Source organism: Moraxella sp. CTOTU49803, assembly GCF_032097965.1.
Taxonomy (GTDB): domain Bacteria; phylum Pseudomonadota; class Gammaproteobacteria; order Pseudomonadales; family Moraxellaceae; genus Faucicola; species Faucicola tetraodonis.
Window position 1 is genome coordinate 83,477 of the sequence record NZ_DAMCJP010000001.1, and the last position, 24,101, is coordinate 107,577.

The window sequence follows — 24,101 nt, forward strand, 5'->3', positions numbered from 1 at the left end:
TGGCCTTTTTTTTCATCAAAATAGCCGTATCAAATGTCTAAGGAAACAATATGGCAGGTCGTGTTGCACGTTATCAAGCAGATAGAACTAATCAAAAAATGTATTTTTGCCGAATTTATTGTCAGCAAGCTGAACAGACGCCAAAAGGGCAATTACAGGAAGCACATATTGAAAGTGCGCTCATGCATTTGTACGGCGGCTATTTGGCATTTTTACAAGAAGTAGCGCGCTATTATAATTTAACTATGCCAAACCCGAGTCTGCAATCAATTAGTGATGCATTGGAGGCTAAAACCCAAGTATCACCTGAAGTGATGCGGTTAAAGCAACTATTAGCTAATGATTATTTGGGTGATATCGAAAAAGCATGGCAGCAGATTATCTATAAACCTGTGCCCCAAAACCTCGGCAATGAGAGTGATGAAAGCAACAAAAATGCTAAACTGCCAGTGATTGATGTTATGGCAAGTCCATCAAGTACCAATATTTCAGTCGATATGATTCGCCAATGGCGTGGCGATTTGGTAGATACCATTGATAGTTTGCGAGAAGGGATGATTGAGTTTTAATCGTTTAATCAATTTTGGTATTTATCACCTTGTTACTTATCTCATTAATACTTATCAAAGACCATAAAAAAGCTCGATAATTAATTGAGCTTTTTTATTAACGACTCATTCGTTTAGTGGTTTATTGCTATTTAACTGAGCGTAGTTGATATTGTTACCCGTCGTGGGCATCGGCACGGATGCTTGTTCCTCAGGGCGTTTTCGGGTAACCGCTTGCGGGGGTTTACTGTCATCACGGGTGATTTCATTGCCCTTGCTATCGACGCGTCTAGTCCCATTGTCAGTGAGCTCAATGGTTTCCTGCTCTTGTTTTTTGGATTTGGCGCGATTATTCACTGATACCCATTCTACAGGTTGACCTTTGAGCATTTTAGAGGTGAAATCCATCCAAATAGGTAGCGCCGCCACGCCACCAAATTCTTTTTTACCCATACCGATGGGTTGGTCAAAACCGACCCAAACTGTCGTCACCATTCTGGGGTTGATACCGGCAAACCACGCATCTTTGGCATCATTGGTAGTACCTGTTTTGCCACCCAAATCTGAGCGACCTAACGCCCGTGCCTTAACCGCGGTACCGCGCTGGATGACATCACGTAAGATATTGGCCATTTGGAATGCCACATTAGAAGAAAGAATACGGGGCGCTTGCTGCGCTGGAATATACTGAATAGGCATGGGTTTTAGCTTATCAGTGTCGGGACCGGCATCATATAGTTGCGCTTCAAGGGACGCTTGGCGTGCTAGCATTTGCTGAGTGCTGGCTTCTAATGCCGCTTCTTCTTTGCTAAGTTTTTTCTTATCTTGTTTGTTTAAACTGTCTTTTTCGTTGGTTTTAGCCAGTGGGTTTGCGTTGAATAAATCAGATTTTTCAGTCGCTTTATCGCCTGCTTGCGTGTCTTTACTTTGGCCACTTAACAAAGCAGTTTGTTGTTCTTGGAAGGCGGTTAAGTTATCTTCATTGGTTTGCTGTAAATCATTGTTAAAACATACTGCACAGGCTTGTTTTGGATTGGCTTGGTATTGCAGCTTACCGTTGTAGTCAAAAATTTGCTGAATAAAATAAGGTTGAATACGGTGACCGCCGTTGGCAAAGGTCGCATAGCCCGTAGCCATCTGTAATGGGGTCGCTTCACCAGAACCGAGTGCCAATGACAACGTGTTTGGCATGCGTTCTTTTTCCAACCCAAATTCATTGAGTAGCTCACGCGTATCAGAGATACCCGCTGAACGTAGTACCCGAATTGATACTAGGTTACGTGATAGGTATAAACCTTTACGCAGTGGAATCATCCCCAAATTGCGCCCATCTGAGTTCTTGGGTTTCCAAGAACCGACGGTTAATGGATCATCAGATATCATGGTATCTGGGCTAAAGCCTTTTTCTAGGGCAGTGGCGTAAACTAATGGCTTGATGGTTGATCCTGGCTGACGATAGCCTTGAATGGCGCGGTTAAATTTACTCTTATTAAAATCAAAGCCACCAACGACCGCAAGTAACGCGCCAGTTTCTGGATTGACAGATACCAGGCTACCTTCAACGGCTGGAATTTGCACCAAACTCCAACTGCTGTTGTCAGCATTTGATGTGACATACACAATATCATGCAGGTTGACGATGTTGTTGGAGATAAATGCTGAGTTGGGATTGCGATAGTGCAGCGTCGCCCAGCGCATGTTTGACCAAGGCACTTTAATCTGGGTACCGTTTTTCATAACCGCATCAAAGCCATTGCCAGGATAGACTTTGGTGACTTCAACCGGATAAAAAGAATGGATAACCGGGAAATTGGCAAGCTTACCAAGTTTTTCTTTATCTTTTGTATTAGCAGGGGCGCCACGCCAACCGTGGCGGCGATCATAGGCAAATAGACCGCGTTTAATGGCGTTTTCTGCAATTTCTTGTGCTTCACTATTAATGGTAAGTTTCACACGCCAGCCCGAATTAATGACAGCTTCGCCATATTGCTCTACCAATGAGGCACGGGTCATTTCTGCCAAATACGGTAAGTTTTTATCAAGCTTTGCTTGGTATAGGCGCAGTCCAATGGGTGCGGCAACCGCTTCGTCGTGTTGCGCTTGGCTAATCGCGCCATTTTTAAGCATCTGACCCAAAATCCAGTTGCGCCGCTCTAACGCGCGCTCAGGGTTGGCAACAGGATTGTATTTAGATGGCGCTTTTGGCAGACCTGCAATCATTGCCATTTCTGCAATGGTTAGGTTATTCAATGATTTACTATAGTATTGCTTAGCGGCAGCTTTAATCCCATAGGCACCTTGACCTAGATAGATTTTATTAACATATAAGGTCATGATGTCTTGTTTAGACAGCTTTTCTTCAATTTTACGGGCTAAAAATAACTCCGTTAATTTACGATTAAGGGTACGTTCGGAGGATAAAAAATAATTTTTGGCAACCTGTTGGGTAATCGTCGACCCACCTGTTTGGCTATCGTCGTCGCTAACCGCTTCGGTCAGTGCGCGCCCAATGCCCTTAATACTGATACCACTGTGCTGAAAAAATGACGAATCTTCGGCTGCTAAAAAAGCATTCACCATATTTTTGGGAATTTGCTCATAACTCACTGGCAAAGACATATCATTACCGTATTGACCAATTAATTGGTTGTCCTCGGTATAGATTTGTAGTGGCATTGACAGCTTGGCTTTTTTAAGATCATCTAAGCTTGGTAGGCTAGGTGATATATACATCGCCATACCATAAAAACCGATGGGGAAAGCTAATACCAAAATAAAAAGAAACGCTAAAATTGCAACCAAGAGATTGAGTAAAAATTTCATCCAAGTAAAGGTAGCAGCAGTCGACTGGGTCATAAAGTCATTAGCTCAAAGCAAAATAAAGCTTTATTATACCTAAAAAAATTTGAGTTCTGTGAAAAATCTATTTTGCTTTTCGCTTGTTTTTAAACCACCCAATAAATTAGTGACAACTAATGGTTGAATCAAATAAATTTCTAAAGTATTGTAACGTAGTAAAAATCATGTTACTGAACTTAGTATACAAGGAACAAACTTGTGAGGTTATTTACAAAAAACAACAAGCTAGTCGTTGGGGTAGATATCACCACCACTGCGATCAAAATGGTTGAAATAACACGGCAGCAAGGTCTATTTCATTTAAGAAATTACGGCATTGAACCGTTACCTCGCGGTGCTGTTGTTGATAAAAATATTGTAGATATTGAAGCGGTCAGTGACGCCCTCGCAAGATTATCTCGTAGCAGAGGTTTTTCCAGTAAACATATCGCGACAGCCGTAGCAAGCTCTTCGGTTATTAGCAAAATCATTGAGATGGAAGCGGATCTCACAGAGCTTGAACGAGAATCCCTTATACGTCTAGATGCTGACCAATATATTCCCTATCCTTTATCAGAAGTTAATTTAGATTTTGAAGTGATTGGCCCTTCAGCTACGCCTGATATGTGTAAGGTATTATTAGTTGCCTCTCGCACTGAAAACGTTGACCAACGTGTCGACGCGGGTGCTTTGGCGGGGCTGGATACTAAAATTGTGGATGTGGAGTCTTACGCAGTTGAACGCGCTTTTCAATTGATGGTCGATAGCTTGCCAGGTCAACCTCAGCATGTAGCCCTCATTGATATCGGGCACAGCCAAACCACGCTTTATATTGCAAAGGACGGGGAGTTTGTATACAGCCGTGAACAACTTTTTGGCGGTGTCCAGTTAACTGAAAGTATTCAAAATCGTTATGGTTTGACGTTCGAGGAGGCGATGATTAATAAGCGCACCCTGTCATTGCCAGATGATTACTATACGGATGTGTTATTGCCATTTTTAGATGCTATTGTGCAGCAAATCACCCGCTCGCTGCAGTTTTATTTTTCATCAAGCCAAAATAGCCAAGTAGACTATATCTCGTTGGGCGGTGGTAGTGCCAGCATTGCGGGTCTAGCGAGCATGGTTGAACAAAAACTTGGTACTCGCACAGGTATTGCCAATGCATTTTCAAATATGACGATTAATAACCATATCAACACTGAATTACTGATTATGGACGCGCCAAGCTTGATGGCGGCTTGTGGCTTGGCGTTACGGAGTTTTGATTAATGGCAAAGATTAACTTACTTCCTTGGCGTCAAGAACTTCGTGAACAAAGAAACCGTGAGTTTATGACTTTAGTGGTTGCGGTATTATTATTATCACTACTTGGTGCCTTTGCGGCATGGAGTTACTATAAAAACACCCTAGAAAACCAGCAGCTTGCTAATGAACGCATCAAACAAGAAAACGCTAATTTAGACAAGGCGTTAAAAGAAATCCAAACCCTTGAGCAGCAGCGTGATGATATCATCGCGCGTATGAAAGTGATTCAAGACTTGCAAGGTCGTCGCCCTGTCCCTGTTCGTATTTGGGAAGATATTGCCAGAATTATCCCCGCACAAATGTATTTGACCAGTATGAAGCGTGAAGCTGATACCATCACCTTTACCGGTCAAGCCGACAACCCGAATGTGATTTCGACATTTATGCGCAGTCTTGATGGGACGCAGTGGTTAGAAAAATCGGCTGTGGTCAGTATACAGCAGCCCAATGCGGTGGCTTATCAAGCCCCCACACCCGCACCTGCTGCTGGTAACATCAGTGCTAGCAGTACCAGCGCAACATTACCAGAAGCCAATTACGTGACTTTTGTGGTAACAACCATGGTTAAGCAAACCGACATCGCCAGTGCTACCGCTGCAAGTGGCGTTGCGGCAAGTGCGAGTAAGGAGAAATAACGGTGAAATTAACCAATCCGCTAAAAAGACCGAAACTCGTCAAAAAACCCGTTCACATTACCGCAAAAAAATCGTTTGATGTTAAAGCCTTTACCGAAAGCTTTAAATCCCTGGACCAAAATAATTATGGTAGCTGGCCTGTGCCTGTTAAGGTTACCGTATTGCTATTTATGGTTGCTGTTATCGCCTTTTTAACTTGGTTTTTGCCGATTAGTACCAAACGTGATGAGATTGCCGCTGCCGAAGCCGAGCAGCAAACCTTGTTAGATGAATATCGCCAAAAAGAATCCAAAGCACGTCATCTAAAAGAATATCAGGCGCAAGTATCAAAAATGCAGTCTGATTTTAAAGAACTGCTCAATCAATTACCCAAAGACACCCGTATTTCTGACTTGGTGGATGGAATTAATATGGTTGGTGTGGGCAGTAATGTCAAATTTCAGGATATTAAAGTTGAACCCGAAGTCTCCCAAGAATTCTTTATTGAGCAGCCAATTCGTATTGCCGCTTTAGGAGATTATCACCAATTTGGCTCATTCATTAGTGGGCTTGCTAAATTACCTCGGATTATTACCCTCCATGACTTTGAAGTTGCCAACCCTAGTCCTAGCCTAGACAAGCTACCAGAAACCAATCTTGTTTTGAACGTTAAAACTTATCGTTCAAAAGAGTTAACTGAAGAAGAATTAAAGAAGGCACAAAAAGATAATCAAAAAAATCCAGCTGGGTCTGACAATAAGGAAGCGAATAATGGCAATTAATAAAAAACCGCTCACTATTTGCTTAGCCCTATTAGCCCTGTTATCTGGCTGTACCGACCGTGTCGGTTTGGCAGAGCAACAAATGCAGGACATCCGTAACCAGCCTGCGCAACCGGTAAAGCCACCGCCGACACCCGAAGTGGTACAAGAGTTTAATTACAGCGCTTCACCGCTGCGTAGTCCATTTATGCCGCCCAGTTTAATGCTGCAAGCCAATCAAGTACAGCAAATGAAAGGGGTGAGACCGGATGTGTCCCGACTCAAAGAGCCACTTGAACAATTTGAGTTGAATGAGCTTACCTACAAAGGTACGATGGTGTCATCATCTGGCGAGGTGTATGGTCTTGTGCAACGCCCAGATGGGGGGATTGCCAGTGTCAAAGTGGGTAATTATATGGGTAAAAATGAGGGGCGTATTGCAGAGATTACCCCAACCCAAATTAACTTAATTGAAATCATACCAGACAGTCGTGTCGGCTATGTCGAAAAAGCAAACTCAATTGTTGCCGCAGTTAGTCAATAAAACAAAGGGATAATTCAATGAATTTTAATGCCTATCCATTTCGAACTTCAACGTCTAAGCTTGCGGTAGCGATGAGTGCGATGTTAGTATCTAGCAGTGTGTTTGCAGCTGATACCATTAGAAATATCTCGGTTACCACGCCGAGCGCTGTGCTAACAGAACTCAATATCGACTTCGCTAACAGTGCTGTGACGCCGACGGCTTATGAACTTGCCTCACCCACACGATTGGTGTTGGATTTCCCCAATGTGAATAATCAAATTGCATCACGGATGCAAACTTATAACCAAGGCTATGTCAAAAATATCACCACGCTGACCAATGACAGTATGACACGTATGATTATTGAGTTGTCAAATCAAGCGACCTTTAGTACACGTGTGATTAATAATCGCCTGGTAGTATCAATGCAGCCGAAAACCACAGCAGCTACCAATCCAGCTATCGTTAAACCTGTGGTGACTACAGCGGCCGTTGTGAGTCAGCCCGCGGTGGTAACGCCTGCTGCCGTAGTGACTGAAGCTGCGCCTGTGGTTGTCACGCCGCCACCTGTGGTCGTGCAAACGCCGCCACCTGTTGCCGTCGTGACCCAAACACCAAAAGTCGCCCCACCCGCCAATACCATGGTAGTCAAAGTCAATCCTTTATTAAATCCTGCTGCCGCCGTTGTTCAACAATACAACTATGATGGCCTAGCGGCGATTAATTTTAATGGCACCTCGAACGGCGGCGGTAATGTTAGCATTAATTTGGTGAATGACAGCATCCCTGTGGATGTACAGCGCATGGGTGATGAGTTAGTCATTCGTCTGACAGGCGCTACCATTCCCAGTCGCCTGCAAAAACAAATGACCGTAGGTAACGGCTTGGTGCGTGATGTTATCGCAACCAACCAAGGACGCAATGGCGTGATTCGTATTACCATGACAGGCGATTATGACTATAGAGCCTTTCAAACAGGTAATCAGCTAAATATCAATATCGATCCCCCCAAACGTCTGCGCGAGCCGACCCTTGAGGAGCGTACCTATAGCGGGGCGCCTTTATCACTAGAGTTTCAAGATGTCAGCGTGCGTACGATTTTAGAAGTGTTGGCACAACATACCAATACCAATATTGTTGCCAGTGACAGCGTCAGTGGTAATATTACCTTGCGTCTGATTAACGTGCCTTGGGATCAAGCCCTAGATATTATCCTAAAAAGTAAAAATTTGGATAAACGGGTTAATGGTAATGTAATTTGGGTGGCACCCGCGGCAGAACTTGCCAAACAAGAAGCCGATGAGTTAAAAGCGCAACAAGAGAAAAAAGTATTAGACCCACTGCGTACCGAATATATCCGACTTAACTACGCGAAAGCAGAAAATGTACGAACATTGATTGAAGCAGGCAGAGCAACATCCGATCGTTCGAGCAGCAATACCTCACTGTTAACAGACAGAGGTACAGTTACAATCGATGCCAGAACCAATACCTTGATTGTTAAAGATACCGCTGAAACCATCAGCAACATCCGTGATTTGATTAGTAAAATCGATATCGCTGTCAAACAAGTGATGATTGAAGCCCGTATTGTGAGTGCGACAGACACCTTTAGTAAAGAACTTGGGGTAAAATGGGGCATTTTATCACAAGGCGCGGCAAGTAATCGTAACCTGCTGGTGGGCGGTAATTTAAGTACCATTGATAGCCTTAAGACTTATACCACAGCTACAAATTCAGACGGTACTACCTATCCAGTCTATAGCGGTATCACTGCCGCTAATAACCTCAGTGTCAATTTGGGGGCAACCAACGCCGCAGGTTCGATTGCCTTTGGCTTGTTGAGTATTTCAGATTTACTATTAGATTTAGAGTTGTCAGCCATGCAAGCGGATAACAAGGGTGAAGTCATCTCCAGTCCAAAAATTTTGACCTCTGATAAACAAACTGCAAAAGTTTTATCAGGGACGAAAATACCCTTCAAAAAGGATACTTCTAGTGGGGCAACAGCTATTGAATGGATTGATGCTGCACTCGTTTTAGAAGTTACACCAAATATTACTCCTGAAGGTCGTATAGGGATGGCGCTAAATATTGAAAATGGTAGTCCTACATCCAGCCCAACGGGTGAATTAGCTGTAAATTTAGATTCTATTAAAACTGATGTTGTAGTGGATGATGGTCAGACAGTCGTACTGGGCGGTGTATTTAAAAATACTGCATCGAATGGGGTTACTAAAGTTCCATTCTTAGGCGATTTACCGTATGTTGATCGCTTTTTCAAAAGAGATGTGAAATTAAATAACAAGCAAGAGTTATTGATTTTTGTGACCCCAAAATTGGTGAATGACACAGGTCGTATCAATTAATTGACCACCCAACAGACGTTTTGTATAACAAAATAGTCTTATAGCACATTGCCACAAATCACAGTATAATGTTTTTCAATATATTATAGAGTGATTTGTGGTTTTTTTATGGAGTGTAATCAACCTAAGCCGTTAATTATTTTGATTGGTCCGATGGGTGCGGGTAAGACCACAATTGGTAAACTGTTGGCACAGCAACTTGGGTTTACGTTTTATGACAGTGATCAGGAAATAGAACGCGTCTCGGGCGCGAGTATTAGCTGGATTTTTGAAAAAGAGGGTGAAGTAGGATTTCGTCAACGCGAAACACGTGTGCTTGATAAACTAACCCAGCTCGATCATATCGTACTAGCCACAGGCGGTGGGGCAGTTACCATCGCTGAAAATCACCATTTTTTAAAACGTGGTATAATCATTTATTTGCGGGCAGAAGTTGACATTCAGTATGAACGCACTTGTCGTGACCGCAACCGACCGTTATTACAAATAGACAATCCTAAGCAAAAGCTAACCGAACTGTTTTGTAAACGTGACCCAATTTATCAGCAGCTTGCCGACATCACCATTATTACGGGTCACAGTTCCCCAAAAAAAATGGTGCATGACATTTTGCTGCAATTGCAAGATGCCAATATAACCGTCTAAATGTAGCACTCTCGATATGACAAGCTAATTGATGACAACCTGCTAGATGCCAAAAAGATAACATTGATATGAGTACCGCCATGCGCCGTGAGTTAATTGTCCATACACGTTCACACGACTATCCCATTTTTATTGGGGAAAATCTCATCGAAACCTTTGATTTTGCTGACTATATTAGCGGCAAACAAGTATTGGTTGTCACCAATGAGACAGTTGCACCCCTATATCTTGATAAACTCGTCGCACGTTTGCCTGCCGATAAACTCATTAAGACTTGTATTTTACCTGATGGTGAGCAGTATAAAACCCAGCAAAGCATTGATAGTATCTATGATCAGTTGATGGAAAATCACTTTAACCGTGACTGTACGCTGATTGCCCTTGGTGGTGGTGTCATTGGTGATATGGTGGGTTTTGCGGCAGCAAGTTTTATGCGCGGTGTGAATTTTATCCAAATTCCCACAACGTTGTTATCGCAAGTGGATTCTAGCGTGGGCGGCAAAACAGGCATCAATCATCGCTTGGGCAAGAATATGATTGGCGCGTTTTGGCAGCCGCGTCTTGTTTTGGCAGATATGACCACCTTAAAAACCTTGCCACCGCGTGAATTATCAGCAGGGTTAGCAGAAGTCATTAAATACGCGTTAATCGGCGATGTGGCGTTTTTGGCATGGCTTGAAACCCATATGACGTCGTTACGCACGCTCGATTTGAATTTGTTAGCCCAAGCTGTACTGATTTCTTGCCAGCATAAAGCGGATATTGTGGCGCAAGATGAGTTTGAAGCCAATACGCGTGCGCTACTTAATTTTGGTCATACCTTTGGGCATGTGATTGAAACGCATGAAGGTTATGGCAATTGGCTGCACGGTGAAGCAGTCGCGGTAGGTATGATTCAAGCGATGCAGTTGTCACAAAAACAAGGGTGGCTTAGCGCGGATGATGTTGACAGGGCCAGCTCTTTAATCGCCTGTGCTGATTTACCCACCCATCCGCCAGTCATTGAGGTGGATACAGCACTGGATTTGATGGGTCATGATAAAAAAGTCAAATCTGGCAAAATTCGTCTCGTATTACTAGAACAATTGGGACAAGCGGTATTGACGTCAGCGTATGATCCAGCGTTACTGACAGACGTGCTGGCTTTGACTGACAAACCTAATTGATATAAATTTTATAGATGGGTTAAAGCGTCATATCGGGCGTTAACCTTACCTCAGACAGAAGGTTGTTTTATGGTGCATTCTTTATCTACGCTGTATCGTTCATGGGCATTTAAAGTGACCACTTGGCTGATTTTAGCGGCGATTGCAGGGGGTTTGACAGTCACGGTGTGGATTGCCTCTGCGGTAAAGCCTGCCAAAAGTGCGGTGAAAGCGGCGAGTAATGCCAATCAAAATCAAGATCCCACCGCGCTACTATTGGCCAAAACACCTGAAGAGCTTAATACTGAAGTTAGACCCATCAAATTTGATGCGGTAATTCGTGATATGCGCAACTATCCCAAAGAATTTAAGGACAGTCGCTTTATCAAGGCCAATAACGGTAAATGGACAGTTCAAGTCATGAACGTGGTGGAGCACGAAGTGGTCACCGATTACCTAAATAGCCGTGACGATCGTGATAAATTTAATTATTTTCGTATCGTCGATGCGCATAACCAAAAGCGCTTTGTTGTCACCTATGGCGTATTTGGCTCAGTACAAGAAGCGGTTGGCGCGGCTAAAGTAGTGAATTTTAATTTACCAAAAGAGGTCAAGGCATTTCCTGAAGAATTTAAAATGTATGCCCCACAAATGGATGAGTATGAAGTCGCGCCGCCCCTTCGTGATGTCGGTAAGACAGCTGCGCGAGAAGTCAAACTCACCTCCACACCAAAATTGTTGCCTGCGCCAAAAGCCAAAGTTGAACGGCAGCCACAAGCTGCGACTTCCACAGCAGTAGAACCCAAACGCGTAGCACCAAAAGCCAGCATTGAAAAGTCAGCCAATCCGCAAGAGACCCTTTCTATCCAAGAAGGTAAAGTGATTGCTGAAAGCGACAATCATAACGCTTCAAACGCGCCTCGTTCAGAACCAAAAGTTATCAATAGCAAGAATGATAATGCTGACGTTAAACCCAAACAAACCCATAGCAAGCCGGCTGAAGAAAAGCCAAAATCCAAAGAGGCCTCAAAGGATAGCATGGGCGAGTTGATCAAGCAGAAGTCCCAAACCAACTAGTGACTTTAGACGGGTTGGTTAGTTTTGGGATTCAAATAACAGTGGATTTTTTCACCCTTTTTCGTTAATATAACGAAGGGTATCATTTTGATTTATTATGGTACATATAGATAACAAACATGACGGTTATCTATTCCAATCTTTTATGATTCAATAGCAAACATTGCACATATTTATAGTATGCCCATTTCTTTGCTACCAGCTTGTTAAGGGAACACGCTTATGTCTTCAAATCAGTATTCAGATCAGCACAATCTTTACCAACCCGATGTGTTCAAAGACAACTGTGGGTTTGGTTTGATTGCGCATACCCATGGTGAAGCTAGTCATGACTTAGTGCAAACAGCGATTCATAGTTTAAGCTGTATGACCCACCGCGGTGGCGTAGCAGCCGATGGTAAGACAGGTGATGGTTGTGGTTTATTGATTGCGACGCCCAAAGTATTTTTTAAAAAAATCGCTTCAGACAATGGCTTTACTCTAAACGAAATTTTTGCCGTCGGCACGGTATTTGTTAACCTTGATAAAGCATTAGCACAGCAAAGCCAAGATACACTAAGCGAAGCGATTGAAGCACAAGGTTTGCTAGTCGCTGGCTGGCGTGATGTGCCGGTTGATTTAAGTATCGTCGGTGACATTGCCCGTGAATCACTCCCAGGCTTTAAACAAATTTTAGTTAATTGCCCAATCAATATGGACGAGGCAACGTTTAACCGTAAATTATTCGTTGCACGCCGCAAAGCAGAAATCGAACTGAAAGATGACCCATTATTTTATGTGACGTCATTGACATCACAAGTGGTTATTTATAAAGGCTTGGTCATGCCTGCTGATTTACCCGCGTTCTTCTTGGATTTGCAAGACGAACGTTTGGCGTCACACATTGTGGTATTTCACCAACGTTTCTCAACCAATACCCTGCCAAGATGGCCACTCGCACAGCCTTTTCGCTATCTAGCCCACAATGGTGAATTAAACACGATTGACGGTAACCGTGACTGGGCAGTCGCTCGTACACCAAAATTTGTCACCGATTTGATTCCAGAGCTGCAACAATTACAGCCACTCGTCAACCGTGTGGGCTCTGACTCATCAAGCTTAGACAATATGCTTGAAGTACTGGTGTCAGGGGGCATGGATTTATTCCGTGCGCTTTCTATCCTCGTGCCACCTGCTTGGCAAAATGTTGACACGATGGACATGGATTTACGCGCGTTTTATGAGTTTTACTCGCAGCATATGGAAGCGTGGGATGGTCCAGCCGGTTTAGTGATCCAAGATGGTCGCTATGCGGTTTGTATGCTTGACCGCAATGGTTTACGTCCATCACGTTGGGTGACGACCAAAAATGGCTATATCACCGTGGCTTCAGAAATCGGTACTTGGGACTATCAGCCGGAAGACGTGATTGCTAAAGGTCGCGTCGGACCGGGTCAAATGCTAGTGATTGATACCGAAACTGGTAACATAATGGACACCAAAGCAGTGGGTCGTCAGCTGAAAAAAGCCCACCCATATCGCCTATGGTTACGTGAAAATGCGGTACGTCTAAGGGATGATGAACAGCTAGAAGAAAAAGCTTACGAGCAACGTGAAACAGGGGAGAATCTGTTAGCGCTGCAAAAAATGTTTCATATCACCAATGAAGAACGCACAGAAATCATCCGTCCTTCAGCCGAAAACGGTCAAGAAGCCGTTGGTTCGATGGGGGATGATACCCCGATGGCGGTACTGTCAAAACAAGTTCGTCACGTGGCTGATTTCTTCCGTCAACAATTCGCTCAGGTTACCAACCCACCAATCGATCCTCTGCGCGAAGCGATTGTCATGTCATTGGAAACTTGTTTGGGTAGCGAAAAAAATATTTTTGAACCCACGCCAGACCACGCCAACCGTATCGTGTTGTCATCGCCTGTGTTGTCATCGAGTAAAATGATGCAACTACGCAGCGTCACAAAACCAGGTTTTGAAATCGAAACCATTGATTTGAATTATGATGAATCAATGGCATTAGACGATGCCATCAAACACATCTGTGAGCAAGCTGCCCAAGCAGTGCGCGCAGGTAAAGTATTGATTGTATTATCTGACCGCAATATTGAAAAAGGTAAAGTACCTGCCAATGCCATTATGGTGACAGGTGCGGTGCATCATCACTTGATTAATGTGGGTTTACGCGCAGATGCCAACTTAATCATCGAAACAGGTTTGGTACGTGATTCGCACCAATTAGCGGTCTTGTTAGGGTTTGGTGCTACCGCGGTTTATCCCTACTTGGCTTACAATGTGATTGCAGACTTGGTCGATAAAGGCGACTTGCTTGGTGACCCGTTGTACGCCAAAAATAACTTCCGAAAAAGCTTGGATAAAGGCTTATTAAAAATCCTATCAAAAATGGGTATTTCGACCGTCTCTTCTTACCGCGGCGCGCAATTGTTTGAAGCCGTGGGTTTATCAGAAGAAGTGGTTGAGCTTTGCTTTACTGGGGTTGAAAGCCGTATCTCAGGCGCCACGTTTGAAGACTTGGCGATTGACCAACAAATCTTGGCAAACAATGCCTTTACCAAACGTGTACCGCTTGACCAAGGCGGCTTGTTAAAATTTGTCTTTAACAAAGAATACCACGCCTTCAACCCAGATGTGATTCAAGCGCTACATAAAGCGGTACGCACGGGCGACTACGACAACTACAAAGAATATGCGTCGATTGTCAACAGCCGCCCCGTAGCGACGTTACGTGATTTGTTGCAGTTAGATACCAGCAAATCCATCAGTGTTGATGACGTTGAGCCTATTGAACAAATCTTAAAACGCTTTGACTCAGCAGGTATGTCATTAGGCGCCTTGTCGCCAGAAGCACACGAGGCGATTGCAACCGCGATGAACACGATTGGCGGACGTTCAAACTCGGGTGAGGGCGGTGAAGATCCCACACGTTATGGCACGATTCGTAACTCAAAAATCAAACAAGTCGCCTCAGGTCGTTTCGGGGTCACACCGGCTTACTTGCGTTCTGCAGAAGTGATGCAGATTAAAATCGCGCAGGGGGCAAAACCCGGTGAAGGCGGTCAGTTACCCGGTGGTAAAGTAAATAGCTTAATTGCGCGTTTGCGTTACTCAGTGCCAGGTGTGACCTTGATTTCACCACCCCCACATCATGATATTTATTCGATTGAAGACTTGGCGCAGCTAATTTTTGACTTAAAGCAAGTCAATCCAAACGCGCTTGTGTCAGTCAAATTGGTATCACGCCCAGGTGTAGGTACCATTGCAACGGGTGTGGCAAAAGCGTATGCCGATTTGATTACCATTTCAGGGTATGATGGTGGTACCGCAGCGTCTCCTTTGTCATCAATTCACTATGCAGGTTCGCCTTGGGAACTAGGTTTATCTGAAGCACACCAATCGCTTCGTGTCAACGGGTTACGTCATAAAGTACGGGTGCAGACAGATGGTGGTTTAAAAACGGGTTTAGACGTAGTAAAAGCAGCAATACTGGGAGCGGAAAGCTTTGGTTTTGGTACCACGCCAATGATTGCAGTGGGCTGTAAATACCTGCGTATCTGTCACTTAAACAACTGCCCAACGGGCGTGGCAACGCAAAAATCAGAACTGCGCGATGAGCATTTCATCGGTGAAGCCGAAATGCTGATTAATTTCTTTAGATTTGTGGCACAAGAAACCCGTGAATGGTTGGCGGCATTGGGCATGCGCTCAATGGAAGAGCTTGTGGGTCGCACTGACTTGCTATCAGTCATGTCAGGCAGCACCAACAAGCAACAACACCTAAACTTAGCGCCGTTACTATTTACCCATAGCAAAGGCGATGGCAAACCACAAACTTGCCAAGTTGAGCGCAATGAGCCATTTGACAAAGGCTTGCTCGCTGAACAAATGGTTATCGATATGATGGAGACCATCAAATCAGCCAAAGGCGGTGACTTTAGCTATCGTATTGGCAACTGTGACCGTTCCATCGGTGCGCGTATCTCAGGTGAAATTGCTGCGCTGCATGGCAACAATGGTATGGCAAGCGCGCCAATCAACTTGCACTTAACCGGCACTGCGGGTCAGAGTTTAGGGGTATGGAATGCAGGCGGCTTAAACATTAAGCTTGAAGGTGATGCCAACGACTACGTAGGTAAAGGCATGGCAGGGGGTGAAATCGTGATTTACCCACCAAAAGGTTCGACGTTTGCTAGCCAGCAAACCGCTATCATCGGTAACACCTGCTTGTATGGTGCCACAAGCGGTCATCTATATGCAGCAGGTACTGCAGGTGAACGTTTTGCGGTTCGTAATTCAGGTTGTTTTGCGGTTGTTGAAGGTACCGGTGACCACTGCTGTGAATACATGACGGGCGGTGTGGTGACAGTGTTGGGTAAAACAGGGCTAAACTTCGGTGCTGGTATGACAGGCGGTTTTGCTTATGTGCTTGACTTAGATGGCGATTTCTTTGACCGTTGTAACCATGAGCTTATCGATATGCATCGTATCTCAAGTGAGCAAACAGAGAATCACCGTATCAACTTGATGTCGATTATCAAAACTCACGTGGCAAAAACAGGTAGCCAATGGGGTCAAACCATCCTTGACGACTTTGAGCATTATGTTCGTAAGTTCTATTTGGTCAAACCAAAAGCCGCGAACATTACTTCGTTACTAAAAACGACCATGGCAGACCCACAATAAGCGATTGTGTAGCATAATTTGATGATATTGGATTGCTAAAGGTAGCGCGTGACCAGCGCTCTACCTTTAACTTAAATTTTAAAAGTTCGCTGTCAAGCAGGTCGGTATACAGTGAATCGCTGGATACCACTCACTTAGGAGCATTGTGGCATGGCAAAACGATTACACAACGATTTTCAGTTTTTAGACGTCGCACGTGTCGACCCTTCAAAAAAAGACATTAATACCCGTACTCACGAGTTTGTTGAGATTTACTATCCATTTGAGCAAGAAAAGGTAACTGACCAAGCGCACCGCTGTCTTGAATGTGGCAACCCTTACTGTGAATGGAAATGTCCCGTTCACAACTACATTCCAAACTGGTTAAAACTGGCCACCGAAGGTCATATTTTCCAAGCGGCAGATTTATGCCACCAAACCAACACATTGCCAGAAGTCTGTGGGCGAGTATGTCCCCAAGACCGTCTGTGTGAAGGAGCTTGTACCCTCAATGACGGCTTTGGAGCGGTCACCATTGGTAACGTGGAAAAATACATCACTGATACTGCGTTTGCGCTAGGCTGGCGCCCAGATATGAGCGGTGTGACTTGGACGGATAAAAAAGTTGCGGTGATTGGCGCAGGTCCTGCGGGTCTTGGCTGTGCTGACATATTGGTTCGTAATGGTGTCAAACCTGTGGTATTTGACAAACGCCCTGAAATTGGTGGACTACTGACCTTTGGTATTCCAGAATTTAAAATGGAAAAAAATGTCATGCGTCGCCGCCGCGAAGTGTTTGAGAGCATGGGCATTGAATTTCGTTTAAATACCGAGATCGGTAAAGATGTCACCATTGATGAATTACTCTCTGACTATGACGCGGTGTTTATGGGTATGGGTACCTATACCTATATGCGTGGCGGTTATGCCGGTGAAGAGTTATCTGGTGTGTATGATGCGCTTGATTTTTTAATCGCAAACGTCAACCGCTGCCAAGGTTGGGAAACGAACCCACAAGAGTACATCGACTTACAAGGCAAAAAGGTGGTCGTCCTTGGCGGTGGTGATACCGCGATGGACTGTAACCGTACCAGTATCCGCCAAGGTGCAAATTCTGTGACTTGTGCCTATCGCCGTGATGAAGAGAATATGCCAGGTTCACGCCGTGAAGTGCGTAATGCGCGTGAAGAAGGCGTACAGTTTTTATTTAACCGTCAGCCGATTGAAATTATCGGTTTAAACGGTAAAGTAACGGGCGTAAAAGTAGTGACCACTAAACTTGGCGAACCCGACAACCGTGGTCGTCGTAGCCCAGAGCCTATTCCCAATTCAGAAGAAATCTTGCCAGCCGATGCGGTGATTATGGCATTTGGTTTCCGTACTAGCCCTGCTGATTGGTTTACCACCCAAGGCATTGAGATGGATAATAGCGGACGGGTGATTGCGCCTGAGTTACAAACCTATAAGTACCAAACTAAGAATCCAAAAATCTTCGCAGGTGGCGATATGGTGCGGGGTTCAGACTTGGTGGTAACCGCGATTTGGGAAGGTCGCGAGGCTGCTAAAGGTATCCTAGATTACCTAGATGTTTAAGCGTAAACTTTCTTTAGCTAAGAATTGCTGTTAATTACACCAAAAAACCCAATATTGATTGGGTTTTTTTACAGGTAAATTTCGGTGCGTTTTTGTCCACTTTGGGCTATTATGTCGCATAAATTCATCATACTACTAGGTCAATGACATGCCATTTACGCAGCATTTTCGTCCCGCTACTTGGGCAAAATTACGGTGTCAACATGCCAATCTTTATCAAATCGATGAGCAGCTGTTTCGTAGTGAGCAGCTGACGCCCGATGATATCGGTATTATTCAGCAATACGGCATCAATACCCTTATCAATTTACGATTTTTTGATCGCGATGATAACGAAGAAAATTTAGCCAATTTACCGCTGACCTTTATCAATCACCCATTGATGACTTGGGCGATTAAGCCGCAGCAACTTGCTGAAATTTTGTATGATATTTTGTGGCACCAAGCGCGTGGCGACAAGGTGCTCGTGCATTGTTATCATGGCTCAGATCGTACGGGTATTACTATTGCTATGTATCGCATTTTGGTACAAAACTGGACGATTGAACATGCCAAAATTGAAATGCAGGACGGCGGGTATGGCTTTCACTGGATTTGGATTAATATCAGCAATTTATTGACCGAAAAAAAAGTGCAAGAAGTGCAACACGCTTTGTTAGCACTACAACGCCAAAAGCCTATTATTAGCCAACCTTAACACCCATCAAGCGACATTAACTTTGGATAGCCTGTGAATATCAAACGACTGTTAGGTGAAACCATTATCTATGGTATCGGTGCGATTTTACCCCGTGTCATTACCTTTTTACTCAATCCGTTGTATATCAATTACATTGATAAAGAAGCCTTTGCTATTTTTACCAGCCTATATGCCTGGATTGCTTTTATCAATATTGTGCTCACTTTTGGTTTTGAAACATCTTATTTTCGCTTTTCAGGAGAAGATAAAACAGGCGCCGCCGAAAAAAATGTGTTTAGCACGGCGTTTTGGTTTATTGCCATGTTAGCAGGCGGTTTTTTGGTCATGGTGTTGCTATTTAGCAATCCGTTATCACTCCTGATGGATTATGGCAATCATCCTGAATTTTTGCGCTGGTTTGCTTGGATTGCGTTTTTTGATGCGATTTGTACCATTCCGTTTGCTTGGCTACGTTATCACAACCAGCCTGTGAAGTATTCGGTGGTGCGGGTAGTGTCGATTTTGATACAAACTGTGGTGGTTATTGCGCTATTTCGATTTGTGCCTATCGAGGCTGCCAAAAGTTTCGGTTTGAGCGAGCAAGTAGCGTATCCGTTTTTTGCCAATTTAGTTGCCAGTCTCGCCACTTTTATGATGCTGTTCCCGATTATCAAGAAAGTACGCTGGCATTTTGATAAAGCCTTGTTCAAACGTATGATTCGTTATTCCTATCCGGTCATGCTGGCAGGGTTGGCGTTTATGGTGAATGAAAACTTCGATAAAATCATTCAATATTATATGATTGATAAAGGCGATGCAGGGGCATACGGTGGCTGCTATAAATTGGCGGTATTAATGACTTTGTTTGTGACCGCGTATCGGATGGGGATTGAGCCGTTTTTATTCAAACAAATGCACCACGCCAATGCCAAACATACTTATGCCATGATGACGGAGTACTTTGCTTTATTTGCATCGGTGGTGGCGCTTGGGATTATTGCCAATATTTCATGGCTCAAACGGTTATTTATCACCGACCCCAGTTATTGGACAGCGATTAATATCGTACCGATTATCGTCATTGCAAACCTATGTTTTGGGATTTATTACAACCTATCAACTTGGTATAAGGTAACTGACCGTACTGGGATTGGCTCAGCCATCTCGTGGCTTGGGGCAGGATTGACTATTTTGCTCCATATGCTGTTTTTAAAACAATACGGCTTTATGGTGTCGGCGTGGGTGACGCTTTTTGTTTATTTCCTCATGATGATAGTATCGTACGCGCTTGGACAGCATTTTTATCCAATACCTTACCAAACCAAAAAAATCGTTTTCTTTTTGGGCACGCTAATGCTGTTTAGTGTGATAATCGTCAGTGCTTTTCAAATGAATTTTTGGTTATCCAATACCTTATTACTGGTCTATATTGGCTTAATCGGCTATAGCGAGCGCGCGCTGTTAAAAGGTTTGGTAAAGGCAAAAGCGTCATGATTGAGGCTCAATAATATTTTAATGGGTCCCAGTATTTAATTTAGCCAAATTACCCTTATATCAGTTACTAGTCGCAATTGATTCACCTTGCGCAAAAAAGTTTGCTATAGTAACAGCAGGAGAATCAATGAATTGCTACTTACCTGTGATAGACATGGGTAAGTCATCTCATGAGAAGGAGTTTTTCATGCAACAATCAAGTACACCGCAAGCAACTACCCAGCCATCCAATCCTCTATTAGCGAATAATGAGCAACTGATAGCAGTGTCTGCCAAAGATATTGTTAAACAACATCTCGATAAGCTCGGTATACCCCAAGATATTGAGATTGATGATGCCGAATTTGCAGAAAAAAAACAGCGCATTGCCGATTTGTTAGAACAGCATAATGCCACGTTAATTGCTCACTATTACACCGACCCAAAAATCCAAGCAATTGCCGAAGCCACAGGCGGTATCGTATCGGATAGTTTAGAGATGGCGCGGTTTGGGCGTGATAGTGATGCCGATGTGCTGATTGTTGCAGGCGTCAAATTCATGGGTGAGACCGCTAAAATCCTAAGTCCTGCAAAAACGGTATTAATGCCAACGCTAGAAGCCACTTGCTCACTAGATTTGGGTTGTCCGATTGAAGATTTTAGCGCGTTTTGTGACCAGCATCCTGACCGTACTGTGGTCGTGTATGCCAACACCTCAGCGGCTGTTAAAGCGCGGGCAGATTGGGTGGTGACATCGAGTATCGCGGTTGAGCTCATTGACCATCTAGACAGCCAAGGTGAAAAAATCATTTGGGCACCTGACCAGCATTTGGGGCGTTATATCCAGCAAAAAGTGGGCGCAGATATGCTACTGTGGGATGGCGCTTGTATCGTGCATGAAGAGTTCCGTAGCCGCAGCCTAAAAACCATGAAAGAGATGTACCCCGATGCGGCGGTGCTAGTGCACCCAGAATCACCGATTGAGATGACCCAGATGGCAGATGCTGTGGGTAGCACCAGTCAGCTGATTAAAGCGGCGCAAACCCTACCGCACAAGATGTTCATCGTCGCCACGGATCGCGGTATTTTTTATAAAATGCAGCAAGCAGCGCCAGATAAGGTGTTTATCGAAGCGCCGACGCGTGGGGAAGGTGCAACCTGTCGTTCATGTGCGCACTGCCCGTGGATGGCGATGAGTGATTTAGACCAAATCATCCATGCACTGGAGAAAGTAGGCACGCCTGACGCCGTACCGCACGAGATTTTTGTTGATGCGCAGCTAATCGAACAAGCTAAAAAACCCCTAGATCGAATGTTGGCGTTTGGTGCCACGCTCAAAAGATAGGCATTAACAACCATCGTCTGTTTTTAAAATATTGAAAAAAGTCGTTGACAGCCTAACTAACTTGCTTTAATATACGCACCACTTAGCGATGATAGCCTTTAAGCTTACCATTGCTAAGGTTTTGAAGTAACAATTAAAGCCTAGTTAGGCAATCGGAGTGTAGCACAGCTTGGTAGTGCACCTGGTTTGGGACCAGGGGGTCGAAGGTTCGAATCCTTTCACTCCGACCATTCATTCTTTAAACTTACCCAAGTTGAAAAGATGAATCAAGAGCCGAGCAGGCTTTTTTTATGCGCCTGTAGCTCAGTTGGATAGAGCACCCGCCTTCTAAGTGGGTGGTCACAGGTTCGAATCCTGTCAGGCGCGCATTTTGCTAGTCTGTAAAACCTACCTTATGGCGGATGTAGCTCAGTTGGTAGAGCCCCGGGTTGTGATCTCGGTTGTCGTGGGTTCGAGTCCCATCATTCGCCCCATATTTTAAAAAAGCCCCTAATTCATTGAATTAGGGGCTTTTTTTATGCCTTGTCTTTTCCCTTATCTATTTATCACGTTTGCAAATTTGTTATAAAAAACAATGGTTGTGCTACACTTTTTTAGGATGAATTATTATCTATTTTATATACTAGGGTCATATAGTGTACTAGAAGATAAGCTCGTAAAGGTAAATTGCCAATAGCGTAACTTTACCTGATGGAAAACCTCAAATAAAATGGCGTGAGACCCTGAATATGATACGAAGTACAACGATGTTTTATCAACTTGCTATGACCAGTGTTGCGATAAGTGGCTGCATAGTTGTCAATACTGCCCAAGCGGCTACTAGGCTGCCAAAATCCCCTTGGCAATCGCATGCATCACTCAAAAGTAATCAAGTTAGCCCAATTTACCACCAGCAATGGCGACAATCTGATTATAAATATTGCCCAATTTTAGCCATTGCTAATCATTCATCAGTCAATATCAAAACTGCGCAATCACGCGCTGCCAATTTTTCAGGTGGCTTTGCGGTGGCATATGATTTGAAGAACTATAAGGGCAAGCCTTTGCGCAATGCTTACGGCGTAGCCAATGCCGGTATGACGTCTAAGCGTGACTTGTATGGGGGCTGGGCCTATCATAAAAACTATGCTGATGGCAGTTATGTGACGCTTGGGCGAGAGGGCAATAACCCACAGGGTAAAATGCTGGCTTACCTCGTGCTTGACAATGGCTGTTTTTATAACATTTGGAGTCAGTTAAGTAGTGAGCATCTGCAAAAAATGATTGGTCAACTACGCTATGTCAATTGATGAATCAAAAAGTAGCTAAAAAAATAGCTATGAAAAAGTAGCCACAAAAAAAGCAACGTTACTGCGTTGCTTTTTTTTAAAGTTGCTTTTTTTCGAATTTTTTTTTAAAGTTGCTCGTTTTAAATTTTCTTGTTTCAAGAAAAGTCATGCAAAGAAATTTTCTAGCACCTTACGCTGACTGCTTTGCCAATGTGACCAGTCTTTGGCTGAGTCCGCTAGTGAGCCCCGCCAGCCTTTGATATTACCTTTCATGGTAGATAACCGATGTTGGCTGGTGGTATTGAGCAGTGTCGGCTGTTTTTGCAAACGCTCAAGCGCGACCAAGGCAGCAGGGCGGTCATTACACAATAATCCCATATCGCAACCTGCCGTTAAGGCAGCCGCAATACGGTCACCTGCATCACCTGCAACATGTGCCGCTTTCATCGATAGGTCATCGGAGAACAATACCCCATTAAACCCTAGTTTGCCACGAATAATCTGTTGTAGCCAAATCGATGAAAACCCTGCAGGTTTGTTATCAACTGTGCTAAATACCACATGAGCGGGCATGAGTGCATCCAGTAGCGGCTTATTGCGAATAAATGGCTGCATATCGTATTGGCGAATCTCATCATAACTGCGCTCATCGGTGGCATCATCCACATGAGAATCTGGTGCAACTGAGCCGTGACCAGGAAAATGCTTACCCGTGGTTGCCATTCCGGCAAGCTTCATGCCACGCATGAATTCAGCCGATAAAGCGGTGATTGCAATCGGATGGGCGTGAAACGCGCGATCACCAATGACGCGGCTCACCCCATTGATATCAAGTACAGGCGCAAAACTAAAATCAATCCCAACTGCTAGGACTTCGCTTGCCATCAAATAGCCCGCGCAATAAGCAAGATCAAGCGCAGTGATAGGGTCATGCTCAAACTTTTCACCGAGTTTACCCATCGCAGGTATCGGCGAAAAACCCGCTCGCAAGCGAGCGACACGTCCACCTTCTTGGTCAACGGCAATTAGAATATTGGGCTTGATGGCACGAATACTATTGGTCAGTTCGCGTACTTGCTCAGGGCTTTCTACATTGCGCCCAAACAAAATCACGCCGCCAACTTCCGGTTGGCGTAGCAGTGCTTCATCTGCTAGGCTAAGCGCTGTGCCTTCAATATCGAGCATGAGTTGACCGACTGCTTGCATGCGGTAATCCTTCTGGGTATTGCTTGCCGTCAACT

General features: G+C 44.3%; 17 protein-coding genes and 3 tRNA genes. 18 read left to right on the forward strand and 2 right to left on the reverse strand.

The window, feature by feature from the left end; translation table 11 throughout:
• Positions 1–50: 50 nt before the first annotated feature.
• Positions 51–569, forward strand: a complete 519-nt coding sequence (locus RT422_RS00350; RefSeq protein ID WP_007116392.1) for a DUF6586 family protein — start codon at positions 51–53, stop codon at positions 567–569.
• A 105-nt stretch (positions 570–674) separates the two neighbouring features.
• Here RT422_RS00350 and RT422_RS00355 read toward each other — a convergent pair whose 3' ends face one another.
• Entirely contained in the window at positions 675–3,404 is a 2,730-nt protein-coding gene (locus tag RT422_RS00355; RefSeq protein WP_313420803.1) for a penicillin-binding protein 1A, read from the reverse strand.
• Positions 3,405–3,605: 201 nt separating this feature from the next.
• Between RT422_RS00355 and RT422_RS00360 the strand changes: the two genes are divergently transcribed.
• The 17 genes from RT422_RS00360 to RT422_RS00440 all read left to right on the forward strand — a co-directional run bounded on the left by RT422_RS00360 (position 3,606) and on the right by RT422_RS00440 (position 22,881).
• A complete protein-coding gene (locus RT422_RS00360; protein ID WP_313420805.1) occupies positions 3,606–4,658 on the forward strand; it encodes a pilus assembly protein PilM in 1,053 nt (350 codons plus the stop codon).
• Positions 4,658–5,329, forward strand: coding sequence for a PilN domain-containing protein (locus RT422_RS00365; protein ID WP_209391456.1), 672 nt, complete (start codon positions 4,658–4,660; stop codon positions 5,327–5,329). Before RT422_RS00360 ends, RT422_RS00365 begins: the two co-directional genes overlap by 1 nt.
• 2 nt (positions 5,330–5,331) lie before the next feature.
• Positions 5,332–6,090, forward strand: a complete 759-nt coding sequence (locus tag RT422_RS00370; protein WP_203171547.1) for a type 4a pilus biogenesis protein PilO — start codon at positions 5,332–5,334, stop codon at positions 6,088–6,090.
• Positions 6,080–6,613 (forward strand): pilus assembly protein PilP, encoded by a 534-nt coding sequence (locus RT422_RS00375; RefSeq protein WP_203171548.1) that lies wholly within the window; start codon positions 6,080–6,082, stop codon positions 6,611–6,613. The genes RT422_RS00370 and RT422_RS00375 overlap by 11 nt, the downstream gene beginning before the upstream one ends.
• Before the next feature lie 17 nt (positions 6,614–6,630).
• Positions 6,631–8,964, forward strand: coding sequence for a type IV pilus secretin PilQ (gene pilQ / locus RT422_RS00380; RefSeq protein ID WP_313420807.1), 2,334 nt, complete (start codon positions 6,631–6,633; stop codon positions 8,962–8,964).
• Positions 8,965–9,072: 108 nt separating this feature from the next.
• Complete coding sequence (locus tag RT422_RS00385) at positions 9,073–9,609, forward strand: shikimate kinase (protein WP_313420809.1); 537 nt, start codon at positions 9,073–9,075, stop codon at positions 9,607–9,609.
• Positions 9,610–9,677: 68 nt separating this feature from the next.
• Positions 9,678–10,775 carry a 3-dehydroquinate synthase gene (gene aroB, locus RT422_RS00390; RefSeq protein ID WP_313420810.1) on the forward strand — a complete coding sequence of 366 codons (1,098 nt, stop codon included), beginning with the start codon at positions 9,678–9,680 and terminating at the stop codon, positions 10,773–10,775.
• A 69-nt stretch (positions 10,776–10,844) separates the two neighbouring features.
• Positions 10,845–11,831, forward strand: a complete 987-nt coding sequence (locus RT422_RS00395; protein ID WP_313420812.1) for a hypothetical protein — start codon at positions 10,845–10,847, stop codon at positions 11,829–11,831.
• A gap of 222 nt (positions 11,832–12,053) precedes the next feature.
• On the forward strand, positions 12,054–16,523 hold the full coding sequence (gltB, locus tag RT422_RS00400; protein ID WP_313420813.1) for a glutamate synthase large subunit: 4,470 nt from the start codon (positions 12,054–12,056) through the stop codon (positions 16,521–16,523).
• 150 nt (positions 16,524–16,673) lie between these two features.
• Complete coding sequence (locus RT422_RS00405; RefSeq protein ID WP_313420815.1) at positions 16,674–18,095, forward strand: FAD-dependent oxidoreductase; 1,422 nt, start codon at positions 16,674–16,676, stop codon at positions 18,093–18,095.
• Positions 18,096–18,243: 148 nt separating this feature from the next.
• Entirely contained in the window at positions 18,244–18,792 is a 549-nt protein-coding gene (locus tag RT422_RS00410; RefSeq protein WP_313420816.1) for a tyrosine-protein phosphatase, read from the forward strand.
• A gap of 33 nt (positions 18,793–18,825) precedes the next feature.
• Positions 18,826–20,268 carry a lipopolysaccharide biosynthesis protein gene (locus RT422_RS00415; RefSeq protein ID WP_313420817.1) on the forward strand — a complete coding sequence of 481 codons (1,443 nt, stop codon included), beginning with the start codon at positions 18,826–18,828 and terminating at the stop codon, positions 20,266–20,268.
• Positions 20,269–20,455: 187 nt separating this feature from the next.
• Positions 20,456–21,592, forward strand: coding sequence for a quinolinate synthase NadA (gene nadA, locus RT422_RS00420; RefSeq protein ID WP_312385761.1), 1,137 nt, complete (start codon positions 20,456–20,458; stop codon positions 21,590–21,592).
• A 153-nt stretch (positions 21,593–21,745) separates the two neighbouring features.
• Positions 21,746–21,822: transfer RNA gene (locus RT422_RS00425), tRNA-Pro, on the forward strand.
• 62 nt (positions 21,823–21,884) lie between these two features.
• Positions 21,885–21,958, forward strand: a tRNA-Arg gene (locus RT422_RS00430).
• A gap of 31 nt (positions 21,959–21,989) precedes the next feature.
• Positions 21,990–22,065 (forward strand) — tRNA-His (locus RT422_RS00435).
• Positions 22,066–22,338: 273 nt separating this feature from the next.
• Positions 22,339–22,881: a hypothetical protein gene (locus tag RT422_RS00440; RefSeq protein ID WP_312385760.1), complete on the forward strand. Its 543-nt coding sequence runs from the start codon at positions 22,339–22,341 to the stop codon at positions 22,879–22,881.
• A 144-nt stretch (positions 22,882–23,025) separates the two neighbouring features.
• On the opposite strand, the gene nagZ is transcribed toward RT422_RS00440, so the two are convergent.
• Positions 23,026–24,066, reverse strand: coding sequence for a beta-N-acetylhexosaminidase (gene nagZ, locus RT422_RS00445; RefSeq protein ID WP_313420819.1), 1,041 nt, complete (start codon positions 24,064–24,066; stop codon positions 23,026–23,028).
• Positions 24,067–24,101 lie beyond the last annotated feature (35 nt).